Source organism: Acidaminococcus sp. AM05-11 (genome assembly GCF_003472805.1).
In the GTDB taxonomy this organism is placed as follows: domain Bacteria; phylum Bacillota; class Negativicutes; order Acidaminococcales; family Acidaminococcaceae; genus Acidaminococcus; species Acidaminococcus hominis.
In genome coordinates, this window is sequence record NZ_QRMX01000007.1 from 1 (window position 1) to 14,988 (window position 14,988).

General features: G+C 56.0%; 14 protein-coding genes and 1 riboswitch. Of the genes, 2 read left to right on the forward strand and 12 right to left on the reverse strand.

Features of this window, described 5'->3' with window-relative positions:
• Nucleotides 1-768: 768 nt before the first annotated feature.
• The 12 genes from glmS to DW089_RS05490 form a co-directional block, all read right to left on the reverse strand.
• Nucleotides 769-2,598: a glutamine--fructose-6-phosphate transaminase (isomerizing) gene (gene glmS, locus DW089_RS05435; protein WP_118286909.1), complete on the reverse strand. Its 1,830-nt coding sequence runs from the start codon at nucleotides 2,596-2,598 to the stop codon at nucleotides 769-771.
• A gap of 794 nt (nucleotides 2,599-3,392) precedes the next feature.
• Nucleotides 3,393-4,736 (reverse strand): phosphoglucosamine mutase, encoded by a 1,344-nt coding sequence (gene glmM / locus DW089_RS05440; RefSeq protein ID WP_105327397.1) that lies wholly within the window; start codon nucleotides 4,734-4,736, stop codon nucleotides 3,393-3,395.
• 29 nt (nucleotides 4,737-4,765) lie between these two features.
• Nucleotides 4,766-5,398, reverse strand: a complete 633-nt coding sequence (gene hisIE / locus DW089_RS05445) for a bifunctional phosphoribosyl-AMP cyclohydrolase/phosphoribosyl-ATP diphosphatase HisIE (RefSeq protein WP_105327396.1) — start codon at nucleotides 5,396-5,398, stop codon at nucleotides 4,766-4,768.
• Entirely contained in the window at nucleotides 5,395-6,153 is a 759-nt protein-coding gene (gene hisF, locus DW089_RS05450) for an imidazole glycerol phosphate synthase subunit HisF (protein ID WP_105327395.1), read from the reverse strand. The genes hisIE and hisF overlap by 4 nt, the downstream gene beginning before the upstream one ends.
• Nucleotides 6,154-6,155: 2 nt before the next feature.
• Nucleotides 6,156-6,884, reverse strand: a complete 729-nt coding sequence (hisA, locus tag DW089_RS05455) for a 1-(5-phosphoribosyl)-5-[(5-phosphoribosylamino)methylideneamino]imidazole-4-carboxamide isomerase (protein ID WP_105327394.1) — start codon at nucleotides 6,882-6,884, stop codon at nucleotides 6,156-6,158.
• Complete coding sequence (gene hisH, locus DW089_RS05460) at nucleotides 6,881-7,492, reverse strand: imidazole glycerol phosphate synthase subunit HisH (RefSeq protein WP_233547563.1); 612 nt, start codon at nucleotides 7,490-7,492, stop codon at nucleotides 6,881-6,883. The genes hisA and hisH overlap by 4 nt, the downstream gene beginning before the upstream one ends.
• The gene (gene hisB, locus DW089_RS05465; protein WP_353937266.1) at nucleotides 7,489-8,076 is read right to left on the reverse strand and encodes an imidazoleglycerol-phosphate dehydratase HisB; all 588 of its coding nucleotides are present in this window, start codon (nucleotides 8,074-8,076) and stop codon (nucleotides 7,489-7,491) included. Before hisB ends, hisH begins: the two co-directional genes overlap by 4 nt.
• A complete protein-coding gene (locus DW089_RS05470) occupies nucleotides 8,077-9,240 on the reverse strand; it encodes a histidinol-phosphate transaminase (protein WP_118286911.1) in 1,164 nt (387 codons plus the stop codon). It abuts the gene before it with no gap.
• Between the two features lie 42 nt (nucleotides 9,241-9,282).
• On the reverse strand, nucleotides 9,283-10,632 hold the full coding sequence (gene hisD / locus DW089_RS05475) for a histidinol dehydrogenase (RefSeq protein ID WP_105327390.1): 1,350 nt from the start codon (nucleotides 10,630-10,632) through the stop codon (nucleotides 9,283-9,285).
• Nucleotides 10,633-11,277 carry an ATP phosphoribosyltransferase gene (gene hisG, locus DW089_RS05480; protein ID WP_105327389.1) on the reverse strand — a complete coding sequence of 215 codons (645 nt, stop codon included), beginning with the start codon at nucleotides 11,275-11,277 and terminating at the stop codon, nucleotides 10,633-10,635.
• A 12-nt stretch (nucleotides 11,278-11,289) separates the two neighbouring features.
• Nucleotides 11,290-12,462 carry an ATP phosphoribosyltransferase regulatory subunit gene (hisZ, locus tag DW089_RS05485; RefSeq protein WP_118286912.1) on the reverse strand — a complete coding sequence of 391 codons (1,173 nt, stop codon included), beginning with the start codon at nucleotides 12,460-12,462 and terminating at the stop codon, nucleotides 11,290-11,292.
• Nucleotides 12,459-12,767 carry a YerC/YecD family TrpR-related protein gene (locus DW089_RS05490; RefSeq protein ID WP_255668088.1) on the reverse strand — a complete coding sequence of 103 codons (309 nt, stop codon included), beginning with the start codon at nucleotides 12,765-12,767 and terminating at the stop codon, nucleotides 12,459-12,461. The genes hisZ and DW089_RS05490 overlap by 4 nt, the downstream gene beginning before the upstream one ends.
• 223 nt (nucleotides 12,768-12,990) lie before the next feature.
• A riboswitch (SAM riboswitch) is annotated at nucleotides 12,991-13,091 on the forward strand.
• 73 nt (nucleotides 13,092-13,164) lie between these two features.
• Here DW089_RS05490 and DW089_RS05495 point away from each other — a divergent pair.
• Complete coding sequence (locus DW089_RS05495; protein WP_118286913.1) at nucleotides 13,165-14,205, forward strand: methionine ABC transporter ATP-binding protein; 1,041 nt, start codon at nucleotides 13,165-13,167, stop codon at nucleotides 14,203-14,205.
• Complete coding sequence (locus DW089_RS05500) at nucleotides 14,195-14,857, forward strand: methionine ABC transporter permease (RefSeq protein ID WP_105327386.1); 663 nt, start codon at nucleotides 14,195-14,197, stop codon at nucleotides 14,855-14,857. Before DW089_RS05495 ends, DW089_RS05500 begins: the two co-directional genes overlap by 11 nt.
• Nucleotides 14,858-14,988 lie beyond the last annotated feature (131 nt).

Below are 14,988 nucleotides of genomic sequence, written 5' to 3' on the forward strand. Positions count from 1 at the left end.
AATGGTTCGTGCGATCCACGGGAATGGGAGGAGGCCGGGCCCGCAAAGCGGGCGGGAACCATATTGCCCCTATCGGCACCTACGGTGCCGCTTTCCCCAAGGGGAAAGGTCTGTCCCCTTTTGGGGCTAGTGCAAGAAGGACGGTAGCTCAACGTAGGTTGGTGCGGTCAGCGAACCTGAAGTGATGTGGTGCCGGGAATCCACTCTCCTGCATCACTACCTTATGCAAAGGTAGTGATGCTTTCCTCTCCCCTAGAGGCGAGAGGTTATAATGGTTCGTGCGATCCACGGGAATGGGAGGAGGCCGGGCCCGCAAAGCGGGCAGGACCATATTGCCCCCATCGGCACCTACGGTGCCGCTTCCCCCAAGGGGAAAGGCCTGTCTCCATTTGGGGCTAGTGCAGGAAGGACGGTAGCTCAACGACGGAAAAGTTGCCCAAGGGCAACTTTTAGCTGGAGAAAACTCGTATTAGTTGGTGCGGTCTACGGGGTGTAGTGTGGGGCGGCGTGGTTTGAGCGCCCTCCGTCGCCTTTCGGCGACACCCCCCACACGTTTGTTGGGGGCATTCCAACCGCTGCTGGTCATATGCTAAATAAAGGCTAGTACAAGGAGTTTGGTAGTTTTGCCATTTTCCCCTATTGCCGCCTTGCGGTATTTTCCCAATGGTGATTTTGTTGGTGCGGTCTGCGGGGTGTATAGTGCGGGCCGCCCTAATAAGGTTAAAGGAGGCTGCCAAGGCAGCCTCCTTACGGTACTTCTTTCCTATTTTATTCTACGGTTACGGATTTGGCCAGGTTGCGGGGTTTATCTACGTCGCAGCCGCGAACCAGGGCGGCGTAATAGGCCAGCAGCTGGAGGGGAATGACGGCCAAGATGGGTGCCAGGTCTTCATCGGCTTTGGGAATGATGATAACGGAGTTGGCGTGTTTGGCCAGCTCGGTATCGCCTTCCATGCCGATGCCGATAACGATGGCGCCGCGGGTCTTGACTTCCTGCAAGTTGCTGATGGTTTTGTCATAGATGGAGGACTGGGTGGCAAGTACGATGACGGATACGCCTTCCTCAATCAGGGCCAGGGTGCCGTGTTTCAGTTCGCCGGCAGCATAGGCTTCTGCGTGGATGTAGGAGATTTCCTTCAGTTTCAGGGCGCCTTCCAGGGCTACGGCGTAGTCCAGGGAGCGACCCAGGAAGAAGGCGTCTTCACAATCGCCGTAATTGGCGGCAAAGGCTTTAATCTGGTCCACATGGTCCAGGATATCATGCATTTGTTCCGGCACGGCCAGAACGCCTTGAATCAGCTGGTGGAGCCGTTCCTGGTCCAGGGTCCCCTTCAGGGAGGAGATGTACATGGCCAGCAGCAGCATAACAATCAGCTGGGTGGTGTAGGCTTTGGTGGAGGCTACGGCGATTTCGGGGCCAGCGTAGGTGTACACGGTCTGCTCGGCTTCCCGGGAAATGGAGGAGCCCACCACGTTGGTAACGGCCAGGGTTTTGGCGCCGCGGCGTTTGGCTTCTTTCAGGGCTTCCAGGGTATCGCTGGTTTCGCCGGACTGGCTGACCACGATGCACAGGCAGTGTTCATCGATGATGGGGTTCCGGTAGCGGAATTCGCTGGCAATATCGACTTCTACGGGAATCCGGGCCATTTTTTCAATATAGTACTTGCCCACAATGCCGGCGTGATAGGCGGTGCCGCAGGCTACGATAAAGATCTTGTTGATGTCCTTCAGGGTTTCTGGGGTCCATTGGAGTTCGTTAAAGGTAACGGTGTCGCTGTCCTTGCTGACCCGGCTGCGGAGGGTATCCCGGACGGCTTTGGGCTGTTCGTAGATTTCCTTCAGCATGAAGTGTTCAAAGCCGCCTTTTTCGGCTGCTTCGGCATCCCAGGTTACCCGGAAGACTTTCTTGTCGATGGGGTTGCCTTCCAGATCCTTGACTGCTACGGAATCCGGGGTGATGACGGCCATTTCGCCGTCACTTAAAATATAGGTATCCCGGGTCTTGCTGATGATGGCGGGGATATCGGAGGCGATGTAGTTTTCGCCTTTGCCCAGACCGATGACCAGGGGATTGTTCTTCTTGGCGCAGATGAGCTTGCTGGGGTCCTTGGTGGTCATGAATACCAGGGAATAGGAGCCTTGGATTACGTGCAGCACTTTGCGCACGGTTTCTTCAAAGTCCCCGGTGTACAGGTCGGCCATCAAATGTGCCACCACTTCGGTATCCGTATCGGAACGGAAGTGGTAGCCCTTTTTCAGCAGGCTTTGCTTTAAGGGCATGTAGTTTTCGATGATGCCGTTATGGACCACGGCAAATTCGTTCTTTTCATCCGTATGGGGATGGGCGTTTACGTCACTGGGTTTCCCATGGGTAGCCCAGCGGGTATGGCCAATGCCCAGGGTACCCACGGGTTCTTTGCCTACGATTTTTTGACGCAGGGCGTCCAAACGGCCCACGCATTTTTCTACGGTAATTTTTCCGTCATTGTATACTGCGATGCCGGCAGAGTCATAGCCTCTGTATTCCAGTTTGCTCAGGCCCTCCATCAAAAATGGGGTTGCCTGTTTTCTGCCGATATATCCTACGATTCCGCACATAGTTGTGCCCTCCTGAATTTGTACTTACCGTCTGCCGCAGGCCCTTCTGTGTTCCTTTGTTACCAAAGGGGTTTGTAGGTCTGCTTACGGTTTGCAGCTTACCGAGAGGCATCCGCTGACGTTTCGATAAACCTCTTCCTCGTCTGCCGGGAATCCCGGCACGTGCGCTGATCCACTACGCAAATCTCTTTGCAAAGGTCCCCCTCAAGCCCTTTGCTGACCGGCCAGACCGGTATACCCGGGCGGCATGTTTTTGTAGCGTGTCTATCATACTATTTTTTGGCAGGTTGGTCAACTACGAAGGGGGCTGGAGACGTTTTTGTCCCAGGGAGAGGGGGTGGTAGTTTGTTGGTGCGGTCCGCGAACATCCTGGATTTGAACCCCCATCCTTGTTCCGCTGAATGGAAACTCTTTCCGTCCTGCCTTACGGCAGGCCACCTTCCTCACGCTTGATGAAGGTAAATAAGGAAAAAGGGCGGAACATTCCTTCCCCTTACCAGTGCATGCCAAGCAGTGCACTGGTAAGAAGAAGGCATACGGTCTGTGGGCCGGGTTATACGATTCTCAACTAGGTATTCTGCGACCAACTGCCGCTTGCCTTCTCCTCCCCTCGTCATCTCCATTTTGCCGTAAACCCAACTGAAATGGGGAAAATGCGCCTATTCCAAATCTACTGGAGGCACAGAGGGGGCGCAGAAAGCGGGGAAGGCATAGGATATATGAAAAAAATGACTTGTGAGCGTTCTCGTTCACAAGTCATTTTTAGCTTACCTTGATTCCCCTACACCCTGCGCTTACGCCAGTTCTTTGCGTACCACTTCGGCAATGGCGTCGGTGATGGCGTCCAGTTCGGCCTGGTTGGGGCCCTGGGCCATGATGCGGATCAGGGGTTCGGTACCGGAGGCGCGGACCAGTACTTGGCCATCGTCACCCAGTTCCTCAGTATATTTCTTGACTACTTCGGCGATGGCCTGGTTTTCTTCCCAGCCGTTTTTGTCCTTGACGCGGACGTTCAGCAGGGTCTGGGGATACTTGACCATCAGGCTGCCCAGCTGGGACAGGGTCTGGTTATGGCGGACCAGGGAGCTCAGAAGCTTCACGGCGGTCATCATGCCGTCGCCGGTCCGGGCCAGGTCGCCAAAGATGATGTGGCCGGATTGTTCGCCGCCCAGTTTGTAGTCGTGTTTCAGCATTTCTTCCAGGACGTAGCGGTCGCCTACTCCGGTTTTCACGGTGCTGCCGCCATGTTCTTTCATGGCTTTTTGCAGGCCTACGTTGCTCATGACGGTGGTTACCAGGACGTTGTCCTTGAGTTTGCCGCGCTTGAGCAGGTCCAGGGCACAGATCAGCATAATCTGGTCGCCGTCCAGTACCTGGCCGTTTTCGTCCACTGCCAGGCAGCGATCTGCGTCACCGTCGTTGGCAATGCCCACGTCGGCGCCTTCTTCCAAGACTTTTTGCTGGAGGGCTTCCAGATGGGTGGAGCCGCAGCCGTTATTGATGTTGATGCCGTTGGGGTTATTGAAGATGGGAATAACCTGGGCGCCCAACAGGCGCAGGATCATAGGAGCGATTTCGCTGTTGGCGCCGTTGGCGCAGTCCATGACCACTTTCAGGCCGTTGAGCTTGCAGTCGGCGCTTTTTACCACGTGCTGCACGTACAGGTTACTCTTGTCTTCTTCGGTGTACACTCTGCCCAGGGAGGACCCGGTCAGGGTATTGTCGTAGTCGATGGGACGGTTGACAATGGCTTCGATTTCATCTTCTACTGCATCGGGCAGCTTGAAGCCGCTGTGGGCAAAGAATTTGATGCCGTTGTCCTCAAAGGGGTTGTGGGAGGCGGAGATGACTACGCCTGCGTTGGCCCCCAGGGGTTCCGTCAGGAAGGAAACAGCCGGGGTGGGAATCACGCCCAAAAGGTGGGCGTTGCCCCCTGCGGAGCAGATGCCTGCTGCCAGGGCAGCTTCCAGCATGGTGCCGGACAGGCGGGTATCTCGTCCGATGATAATTTTGGGGCTTTTTACTTCCCGCCCGAAATATTGTGCAGCTGCACGTCCTAATTTATATGCCAGTTCTGCGTTCAGGACCTTGCCATTGGCAACGCCGCGGACGCCGTCCGTACCAAACAATCTAGCCATTTAACAGCCTCCAGCCTAGAGATTTGCTGTTATTCCTTTTTCCCGCCCATTTCCGCCAGCATTTGTTCCGAGGTAATGTTGTGGAAGGCCAACAGCACTAAGCAATGATACCATAAATCGCCCATCTCGTAAACAACCTGGTCACGGCTGTCGTTTTTGGAGGCTAGGAGGGTCCGGGTGCATTCTTCACCCAGTTTCTTCAGAATCCAGTCCTGCTGGCCCTGGGCCGGTTTGTCCGGGGTCCGGGCCAGTTGTTTTTGCTGAATCAGGGCATACATCTGGTCCAGCACCTGGGGCAGGTTCTTTTCGGTGACCGGCAGGCTTTCGCCGGAGCCGCTGTTCCACAGGGGGTTAAAGAAGCAGGAGTAGCTGCCGGTATGGCAGGCGGCGCCCTTTTGCTCCACCTTCACCAGCAGGGTATCCCCGTCGCAGTCGTAGGTAATGCTGAGCACCCGCTGTGTATGACCGCTAGTGGCGCCCTTGTTCCACAGTTCCTGCCGGCTGCGGCTCCAGAACCAGGTATAGCCGGTTTCTACGGTCCGGGCCAGGGATTCTCCGTTCATATAGGCCAGCATCAGCACCTGGTTGGTCTTGTAGTCCTGAACAATGGCAGGAATCAGTCCCCGGTCGTCAAACTTCAAATGACTTACATCAATTTTCATAGTCTAACTTCCACTCCTTTGCTGCGCAAATATTCCTTCACCTGCCGCACCGTAAAGGTCCCGTAATGGAACACGGAGGCAGCCAGGGCAGCGTCAGCACCGCCGGCAGTGAGCACCTTGTAAAAGTCGTCCAGGGAGCCGGCCCCGCCGGAAGCAATTACCGGGACGGGAACGGCGTCGGCCACGGCCCGGGTCAGGGGGATATCAAAGCCGTCCTTGGTGCCGTCGGCGTCCATGCTGGTGAGAAGTATCTCCCCAGCGCCCAGGTCCACTGCCCGTTTCACCCATTCCAGCACGTCCAGGCCCGTAGGGGTATGGCCCCCATGGATGTAGACTTCCCAGGAGTTTTCGCCGCGTTTTTTGGCATCTACGGCCAGTACCACGCATTGGTTGCCGAAGGCTTCGGCCCCCTGCCGGATTAGGTCCGGATTTTTGACCGCAGCGCTGTTCAGGGAAGTTTTGTCCGCACCGGCCATGAGTACGGCCCGCATATCCTCAATAGAGGTAATGCCGCCGCCAACGGTCAGGGGCATGAACACTTCCCGGGCAGTGCGCTCGATGACGTCCACCATGGATTTGCGTTTTTCCAGGGAGGCGGTGATATCCAAAAATACCAGCTCGTCCGCCTGTTCCTTTTCGTACAGGGAAGCCAGTTCCACCGGGTCCCCTGCGTCTCTGAGACTAACAAAATTTGTGCCCTTTACCACCCTGCCGTCTTTTACGTCCAGGCAGGGAATGATCCGTTTCGTATGCATGCTCAGGCCTCCTTTGCGATTGCCACAGCCTGGCGAAGGTCAATGGCGCCAGTATATAACGCCTTACCTATAATACACCCTTCTATGCCTGCTGCTTCTCTTTTTTTTAGTTCCCGCAAATCTTCCAGGCTGCCCACCCCGCCGGAAGCGGTAACAGGCAGGCCGGATGCCTTAGCAATCTGCACGGTGGCTTCCACGTTGACGCCGGTAAGCATGCCGTCCCGGGCAATGTCCGTAAAGATGATGCGGCTGACGCCGGCGTCTGCCATGGCCTTGGCCAGGTCTTCGGCCCGCATATGGCCGCTGGCTTCCCAGCCTTCCACGGCTACGATGCCGGCCTTGGCGTCAATACCGGCCACAATCCGGCCGGGATACTTGGCGCAGGCTTCCTTTACAAGGGCCGGGTTCTTGACGGCCACGGAGCCCAGGATCACCTGGTGAACGCCCCGGGAGAGCAGTCGGTCAATATGTTCCAGGGTGCGGATGCCGCCGCCCACCTCAATGGGAATCTTCCCCTGGGCGATAATGGCGTCGATGGAGGCCAGGTTCTTGCTTTCTCCGGCCAGGGCGCCGTCCAGATCCACCACGTGGATGCAGGAGGCTCCCAGCTTGGCCCATTTGGCGGCCATTTCACCGGGGTTATTGCTGTAGATGGTTTCCTTGGAAAAATCGCCCTTTACCAGGCGGACGCAGTTGCCGCCCCTTAGGTCGATGGCAGGATAAATGTTCATAATTTCCACTCCTTAAAGGCTTTCAGCATGGCAAGACCCGCAAAAGAAGATTTTTCCGGGTGGAACTGGAAGGCCTGGACACTGCCCTTCCCTACAGAAGCCGTAATCTGGGCGCCGTAATCGCACACGGCGGTAATGATGCTGGGGTCCTCGGGCACTGCATGGTAGCTGTGGACGAAGTACACGTACTGGCCGTCTGCTTCCGTCAGGAGAGGAGAAGGATTCACTACCTGAATCTGGTTCCAGCCCATGTGGGGAATCTTAAAGGGGGTGACGATTTTCTTCACCTGGCCCTTGAAAAAGCCCAGGCCCTTGACGCCGGGGGCTTCCTCGCTGCCTTCAAACAGCAGCTGCTCGCCCAGGCAGATGCCCAAAAAGGGCTTGCCGCTGTGGAGGGCTTCCTGGATCACCGGCACCAGACCCCGGTTTTCCAGGGTGTGCATGCAGTCCCCAAAGGAGCCTACGCCCGGGAGGATTACCCGCTGGGCGTCCGCAATGATCTTGGGGTCCGAAGAAATCACGGGTTTTGCGCCGACCTTTACCAGGCCGTTATATACTGAGTGCAGGTTGCCCCTGCCGTAATCGATGATGACCACTTGCTCGCTCATAATGCCCCCTTGCTGCTCATGACCCCGTGGACCCGGGGATCCTTGGCCACGGCTTCTGCCACGGCCCGAGCAAATCCTTTAAAAATGGCTTCCAGCATATGGTGGGTGTTCTTGCCGTAGGGCACGTTCACGTGGAGGGTCAGGCCGCTTTCCACGGCTACGGCCCGGAAGAACTCCTCTCCCATTTCGGTATCGAAATTGCCCAGCTTGACCCGGGGAATCTCGGCGTTCCACACCAGGAACGGGCGGCCGCTGAAGTCCAGGGCTACCTGGGCCAGGGTTTCGTCCATGGGCAGCAGGCAGCTGCCGTAGCGGTGGATGCCCGCCTTGTCCCCCAGGGCCTGGCGCAGGGCCTTGCCCAGGGAGAGGCCTACGTCCTCCACGGTGTGGTGGGAATCTACTTCCAGGTCCCCGTGGGCCTCAATGCGCAGGTCCATAAAGGAATGGACCGCCAAAAGGGTCAGCATATGGTCAAAAAAGCCAATGCCTGTAGAAATATCTGCTTTCCCGGAGCCGTCCAGGTTCACCTGGACCTTCACCTGGGTTTCTTTGGTACTGCGTTCCACCAAACCTTCCCGCATGATTTATGCCTCCCCTTGGGCCAAAATGGCTTTGACGCCTGCAATAATTTCCGGATTTTCCTGGGCGGTGCCAATGGAAATCCGCAGGCCTCCCGGCAGCTGGTCCTTTTGGGAGAAGTCCCGGATGAGGATTTTCCGTTTCAATAACTGCTTGAACAGGTAGGAGCCAGCGGCCTTGGCTTTGGCAGCGGGTTCTGCACCGCTTTTGCCAGCCTGGGCAGCCAGGTTGTCCAGTACCTTGCCCTGGGGCAGCACCAGAATGAAGTTGGTGGCAGAGGGCAGGACCTTAAAGCCCAGGGCGGTAAACTGCTCCCGCAGGTATTCCCGGCCCTTGACCACGGCCCGCACCCGCTGGGCCAGCACTTCCGGCTTGGCATAGACCAGGCCGGCGGTCAGGATGGACACGCCGTTTACCGTATAGGGCAGCAGCACTTTCTTGAGTACCCGCATCACTGCCGGGCTCCCAATGCCGTAGCCAATCCGCAGGTTGGCCAGGCCGTAGGCTTTGGAGAAGGTGCGCAGCACCAGCAGGTTGTCCACTTTCTTGGTGAGCTCCAAGGTGGAGTTGGCCAGCACCTGGCCGTCTTCCTTGGAAAATTCCAGGTAGGCTTCGTCCATAATCACCAGGCAGTCCACATTGCGGATGATTTTTTCCATGTCGCTGCGGGGGTTAAAGTTCCCGGTGGGGTTATTGGGGTTGCAGATGATCAGCGCATTGGGCTTTTCCTTTTGGCAGAAGGCGATGACCGCGTCCGGGTCAATGAAGCCTTCCGGGGTCAGGGCAAAGGCGATGGGCTCTGCGTCCCCCAGTACGGCGTAGGTTTCGTACATGGAAAAGGACGGGGACGGATAGGCAATTTTCGTGCCGGCACCGCCAAAGGCAAAGCAGGCTTTTTCCAACAGTTCGCTGGAACCGTTGCCAATGACCACCGTGGCCGGGTCTACGCCCAGGGCCTTGGCAATCTGCTCAGACAATTCTTCCCCGTGCATGGTAGGGTACCGGTTAAAGGCGTTTTCGCTGATCCGGGTCTGGAGCTCTACCCGGAGCTCCGGGGTCAGGTCCCAGTTGGTTTCGTTGGCGTTTACGATAATATCTGCATCAGGTACCGTTTCTACCTGATAATCTTCAAATTTGGACAAGCATGCCCGTGCCTTGATTTCCGTCATAATACTTCCTCCCAATATTTCTAAACTTTTTGAGCCAGGTTCTTACAGTTGTTTTTCCTTTCTGATGCGGATGGCATTGGCGTGTGCCTGGAGCCCTTCGGCTTCGGCCATGGCAATAATGTCATCGGCGGCTTCAGAAAGCGCTTCCTTGGTATAGGAAATGATGCTGGTCTTTTTCATGAAGGTTTCCACATTCAGTACCGAATAGAATCTGGCAGTGCCGCCGGTGGGCAGAATGTGGTTGGGGCCGGCATAGTAGTCGCCCAGGGGTTCCGGAGAGTAGGCTCCCAGGAAGATGGCGCCGGCGTTGCGGATATAGGGTACCAGGGCAAAGGGTTCCTTGGTGTTGATTTCCATGTGTTCCGGGGCGGACAGGTTAGCCATTTCCACCACGGTTTCCATATCCTTGGCCAGGATGATCTTGCCTTGGGCGGCCAGGGACTGGGCGGCAATTTCCCGCCGGGGCAGCCGGGCCAGCTGGACTTCCACTTCTTCGGCTACCTGATTAGCCAGCTTTTCATCGTCGGTAATCAGGATGGCGCAGGCCAGGGGGTCGTGTTCGGCCTGGCTCAGCAGGTCCGCAGCCAGGTATTGGTAGTCGGCGGTTTTGTCGGCTACAATCAGGATTTCACTGGGGCCAGCCAGCATGTCGATATCCACGTGGCCGTAGACGGCTTTCTTGGCCAGGGTCACGAAGATGTTCCCAGGGCCGGTAATTTTTTCCACCTTGGGCACGGTTTCCGTCCCAAAGGCCAGGGCCGCTACTGCCTGGGCGCCGCCCATTTTGTAGATTTCGGTGATGCCGATGGCTTTGGCGGTGGCCAGTACGTAGGGGTTCATTTTCCCATCCCGGCCAGCCGGGGCTGCCATGACAATCCGGGGCACGCCGGCTACCTTGGCAGGAACGGCGTTCATAATCACGGAGGAAGGATAGGCTGCGGTGCCGCCGGGCACGTAGATGCCCACGGAGTCCACCGGGGTCATTTTCTGGCCCAGGAAGGAGCCATAGGCCCGGGGGGTCAGCCAGGTTTTGGGCAGCTGTTCTTCGTGGAACTTGCGCACGTTGGCAATGGCCCGGTTGATGGCACCCATGGTCTTGGGGTCCACGGCCTTTTCGGCTTCGGCAAATTCGGCTTCGCTGACCTTGATTGTCTCAGGATTCAAGTCCGCCCCATCCAGCATTTTGGTGTAGGCGAACAGCTTGGCGTCCCCTTCCTTGCGGATGTCGTTTACGATCATATCCACTTCTTCTGCCGCCGTAAGAGGCCGGCCAAAGAGTTTTTCTACGGCAGCCTTGACTTTCGGGGACAGTTCTACTTCATCAAAGGATTTCTTTTCCAGTAAACGGCTGATCTCGGCCGCAGTGCTTTTTCTTTCATCCAATACTTTCATTTATTCTTCCTCCTTGAGTACGGTTTCCAGGTCTTCCACCAGTTTCTTGATCCGGTCATACTGCATTTTGAAGCTGACCTTATTGGCAATGAGCCGGGCGGAGCTGGGGTACACGGTAGCAATTTCCTTCAGTTTGTTTTCCCGGAGGGTGCGGCCGGTTTCGACAATATCCACAATCAGTTCGCTAAGGCCCACAATGGGGGCCAGCTCGATGGAGCCGTTGAGCTTGACGATTTCCATCTGCATGCCCAGCTTTTCGAAAAACTCGGAGGCAGAATGGGGGTATTTGGTGGCCACCCGCATATGGGCGTAGTCGGTCAGGTTGGGCAGCTGCTTGGCTTCGGGCACGGCCATCATCAAATGGCAGGCGCCGTAGCCCATATCCAGCAGTTCGTAGATATCTTTTTGTTCTTCCCGCAGCACGTCCTTGCCGATGATGCCGATATCGGCGGCCCCGTATTCCACGTAGGTGGGCAAGTCCACGGTTTTCACGATGATGAATTTTACTTTGGTTTCTTCATTGGTAATCACCAGTTTCCGGGAATTTTCCACCACGTTTTCGGCGGCGTAGCCTACCTTGGCCAGCAAGTCCACGGATTTGGCAAACAGTTTGCCCTTGGGCAATGCAATCGTTAAATAGTCCATTTCACAGCTCTCCTATCGTACGTATGCTACAGCTTCGCAGCGGTTAGCTGCACAGGCCTTGTCCGCTTCTTCCGGGGTCAGGGCGTCGGTGGCAACCTTCACGTTCTTGCCGTCTGCGCGCAGGGACATGGCTTTGGCAATGGCCTGCTGCTGATGACCGGGGGCCCAGGCTACGTAAATATCCCATTTGGATTCCTGGTTGAACTTGCCTTCCCGCTGGAGGCTGAGGATGATCCGGTCGATGCCCATGGCAAAGCCCGTGGCCGGTGCCGGAGCCCCGAAGTTCTCCATCATCTTGTCGTAGCGGCCGCCGCCGCAGATATTGAAACCGATATGGGGCGCATAAGCCTCAAACACCATGCCGGTATAGTAATCAAAGTCACGAATCAGGGACAGGTCAAAGGACAGGTAGTCCCCTACGCCGTAGGCGGAAGCCAGTTGGTAGATGGCTTTCAGGTTCCGCAGGGCTTCCTTGCTCTTTTCATTGGAAACCTGGCGTTCCAGCTGGTCCAAAAGGTCCACGCCGCCCTGGAGGTAGAGCAGCTCCCGGAACAGTTCCTTCACGGGCTTGCGGATGTAGGAATCCGCAGCTTCCTTCAGGCCCACGGCGTTGTGGCTCAGCACCATGTGCTTGACAAATTCGGCCCGGGTGCCGGTAAGCTCCGCTTCTTCCATGAGCCCTGCCAAAAAGCCGCTGTGGCCGACGCTCAGGAGAAAATCCGTCAGGCCGGCGGCCCTCAGGCTGCTGACGGCCAGGGCCAGGACTTCGGCGTCCGCCGTGGGAGCCGCTGCCCCGATGAGCTCGATGCCTGCCTGGCTGAATTCGCATTGGCGGCCGGCCTGGGTCTGTTCGTGGCGGAACACGTTGGCAATGTAGAACAGCCGTTTGATGCCCTTGTCAGCCTTGAGCCGGGTGGCTACCATCCGGGCCAGCGGGGTGGTCATTTCCGTGCGCAGGATCATGGTGCGGCTTTCCCGGTCCATGAACTTCATGCTTTCTTCCGTAATGCCGGCGCCGCTTAGGGCAAAGGTGTCTGCGTATTCAAAGGTGGGGGTAATGGCTTCGTCATAGCCCCAGGACAGAAAATTGTCTGCAATCTGGTCCTCCATTTTCCGCTTCAGCCGGGCTTCTCCCGGCAGGATATCTTTGGTTCCATAGGGAATTCTCAAAATGTTGGTACTCATGCGTTTTCTTCTCCTTTGGTAATACGGGGAATGACGGTTTGGTAGCCGCCTGCCCCATAGTTTAAACAGCGATTAACCCGGGAAACGGTGGTGCTGCTGGCGCCCGTATCCTTGACAATCTTGGCATAATTTTCGCCGCGATGAAGACGCACCGCCACTTCCAGCCGCTGGCCCAGGGCCTTGAGCTCGTTGGGGGTGCAGATGTCTTCCAGGAAGGCCAGGCACATTTCCTTGTTCTCCAGGGTGAGGAACGCGTCAGCCAGCTGCAGAAGTTCTTTTTTGTTGTAACCTGCTTGAATAATCATGTTGGTACCCCTTTCTAGGTGTTTCCAGGTTTGGTTTATGAAATGGACCGAATGCCGATCTCGCTTTACCTCTTTACTGATTTAGTACTTTACTCCGATGAAGTAATAAAGTCAAGTATTTTTTCTAGTTTTTACCAAACTTTGACATTTTTCCACTTTGGAGGCTTTTTTTGCCAAAACACATTGACAAACTGTACATAACAGAGTATCATTTATCCACACGGATTCATCAAGAGTAACGGAGGGACTGGCCCGATGATGTTACGGCAACCATCACTTTGTGAACGGTGCTAAGTCCATCAGGTGCAGCCTGAAAGATGAAGATGATTAAGCCAAACGCATTCCTCTTCATATTGAGTGAAGAGGTTTTTTTATTGTATGGAGGTGGACATATTTTATGATAGAGCTGCAGCACATTGACAAGATCTATCACACGAGCTCCGGGGACCTGCACGCCCTGAAAGATATCAACTTGTCTATTAATGAAGGTGAAATTTTCGGCATCATCGGTTTGTCCGGGGCCGGCAAAAGCACCCTGGTCCGCTGCATCAACCGGCTGGAGAAACCCACCAGCGGCAAGGTGATTGTGGACGGCCAGGACATTACGGCCATGAGCCCGGTGGAACTGCGGAAAGCCCGGCAGAACATCGGCATGATTTTCCAGCATTTTAACCTGCTGAGCAGCCGGACCGTTTACGGCAACATTGCCTTCCCCCTGGAAATCCAAGGGCTGGACAAGGCTGCCATCAAAAAGAAGGTGGATCCCCTGCTGGAACTGGTGGGCCTCACCGACCGGGCGGACCATTATCCGTCCCAGCTGTCCGGCGGCCAGAAGCAGCGGGTAGGCATTGCCCGGGCCCTGTCTTCCGACCCTACGGTGCTGCTGTGCGATGAAGCCACCTCCGCCCTGGACCCCCAAACCACGGAATCCATTCTGGACCTGCTCCGGAACATCAACAAGCGGCTGCACATTACCATCGTGATGATTACCCACCAGATGAATGTGGTGAAGGAAATCTGCGACCGGGTTGCCGTTATTGAAAACGGGGAAATCATTGAAGAAGGCACCATGTTCGACCTGTTCACCAATCCCCAGAAGGCCACCACCAAGGAATTTGTGGCCAGCATCCAGCACAACGACCTGCCGGATTTCGTAAAACAGATGAACATCCAAAAGGTCTACCAGCCGGGAAACAAGGCGCTGGTCAGCTTGTCCTTTATTGGGGAAAGCGCCGGAGAACCGGTGATTTCCGTGCTGATCAAGCAGTTTGATATTGACGTGAACATCCTCACCGCCAACATTGAAAGCCTCCAGAACACCCCCTACGGGACGCTGCTGGTAGAGCTGGAAGGCGACGAGGTGCATATGAAGGAGGCCCTGGATTATCTCCAGGCCAAGCAGCAATTGAAGGTGGAGGTGATTGGCTATGTCTCCTAATATGATGAATCTGCTAATCAAGGCTCTGGGGGAAACCTGCTACATGGTGGTGGTTTCCGCCGCTCTGGCTACGTTGTTTGGGATTCCTTTGGGGGTTATCCTGACGGTGACCGGCAAGGGCCATATTATGGAAAACAAAGTGGTGAACCGGATTTTGGGCGCCATTGTCAACGCCACCCGTTCCACGCCTTTTATCATTTTGATGGTTGCCATTATTCCCCTGACCCGTATTATTGTCGGGTCTTCTATCGGGACCACCGCAGCCATTGTGCCCCTGACCATTTCCTGCACTCCGTTTATTTCCCGGATTATTGAGTCCTCCCTTTTGGAAGTGGACCACGGGGTTATTGAAGCAGCCCTGTCTGTAGGGGCCTCTCCCCTGCAAATCATCTGGAAGGTGCTGCTGCCGGAAGCCATGCACTCCATCGTGCTGGGGATTACCCTGGCCATCATCAGCCTGATCGGCAGCTCGGCTATGGCCGGCGCCCTGGGCGGCGGCGGTCTGGGGGACCTGGCCATCCGCTACGGGTATCAGCGGTTCCAGGCCGACACCATGCTGGCCACGGTTATCGTGCTGATTGCCCTGGTGCAGTTGGTGCAGTCCTGCGGCAACCGGTTCTCCAGCAAGCTGAACAAGAATAAAATTAAATAAGGATTGTAAGTAGGGATTTTTGGTGCACCAGCTGCGGCTGGTGCATTTTTTTGTGTTCCCCCTGCTCCCTTTTGGCAGCGATAAATCCCAGGAATTTTCTTGCAATTCTATGCTATAATAAAAATACACCT

Excerpts from the sequence above, each read along its gene's own strand:
- hisH (WP_233547563.1), bottom strand. The coding sequence starts at position 7,492 with ATGAGCGAGCAAGTGGTCATCATCGATTACGGCAGGGGCAACCTGCAC.
- hisA (WP_105327394.1), bottom strand. The coding sequence starts at position 6,884 with ATGAACATTTATCCTGCCATCGACCTAAGGGGCGGCAACTGCGTCCGC.
- DW089_RS05495 (WP_118286913.1), top strand. The coding sequence starts at position 13,165 with ATGATAGAGCTGCAGCACATTGACAAGATCTATCACACGAGCTCCGGG.
- hisG (WP_105327389.1), bottom strand. The coding sequence starts at position 11,277 with ATGGACTATTTAACGATTGCATTGCCCAAGGGCAAACTGTTTGCCAAA.
- DW089_RS05500 (WP_105327386.1), top strand. The coding sequence starts at position 14,195 with ATGTCTCCTAATATGATGAATCTGCTAATCAAGGCTCTGGGGGAAACC.
- DW089_RS05490 (WP_255668088.1), bottom strand. The coding sequence starts at position 12,767 with ATGATTATTCAAGCAGGTTACAACAAAAAAGAACTTCTGCAGCTGGCT.
- glmS (WP_118286909.1), bottom strand. The coding sequence starts at position 2,598 with ATGTGCGGAATCGTAGGATATATCGGCAGAAAACAGGCAACCCCATTT.
- hisF (WP_105327395.1), bottom strand. The coding sequence starts at position 6,153 with ATGCATACGAAACGGATCATTCCCTGCCTGGACGTAAAAGACGGCAGG.
- glmM (WP_105327397.1), bottom strand. The coding sequence starts at position 4,736 with ATGGCTAGATTGTTTGGTACGGACGGCGTCCGCGGCGTTGCCAATGGC.
- hisZ (WP_118286912.1), bottom strand. The coding sequence starts at position 12,462 with ATGAGTACCAACATTTTGAGAATTCCCTATGGAACCAAAGATATCCTG.
- hisIE (WP_105327396.1), bottom strand. The coding sequence starts at position 5,398 with ATGAAAATTGATGTAAGTCATTTGAAGTTTGACGACCGGGGACTGATT.
- DW089_RS05470 (WP_118286911.1), bottom strand. The coding sequence starts at position 9,240 with ATGACGGAAATCAAGGCACGGGCATGCTTGTCCAAATTTGAAGATTAT.
- hisD (WP_105327390.1), bottom strand. The coding sequence starts at position 10,632 with ATGAAAGTATTGGATGAAAGAAAAAGCACTGCGGCCGAGATCAGCCGT.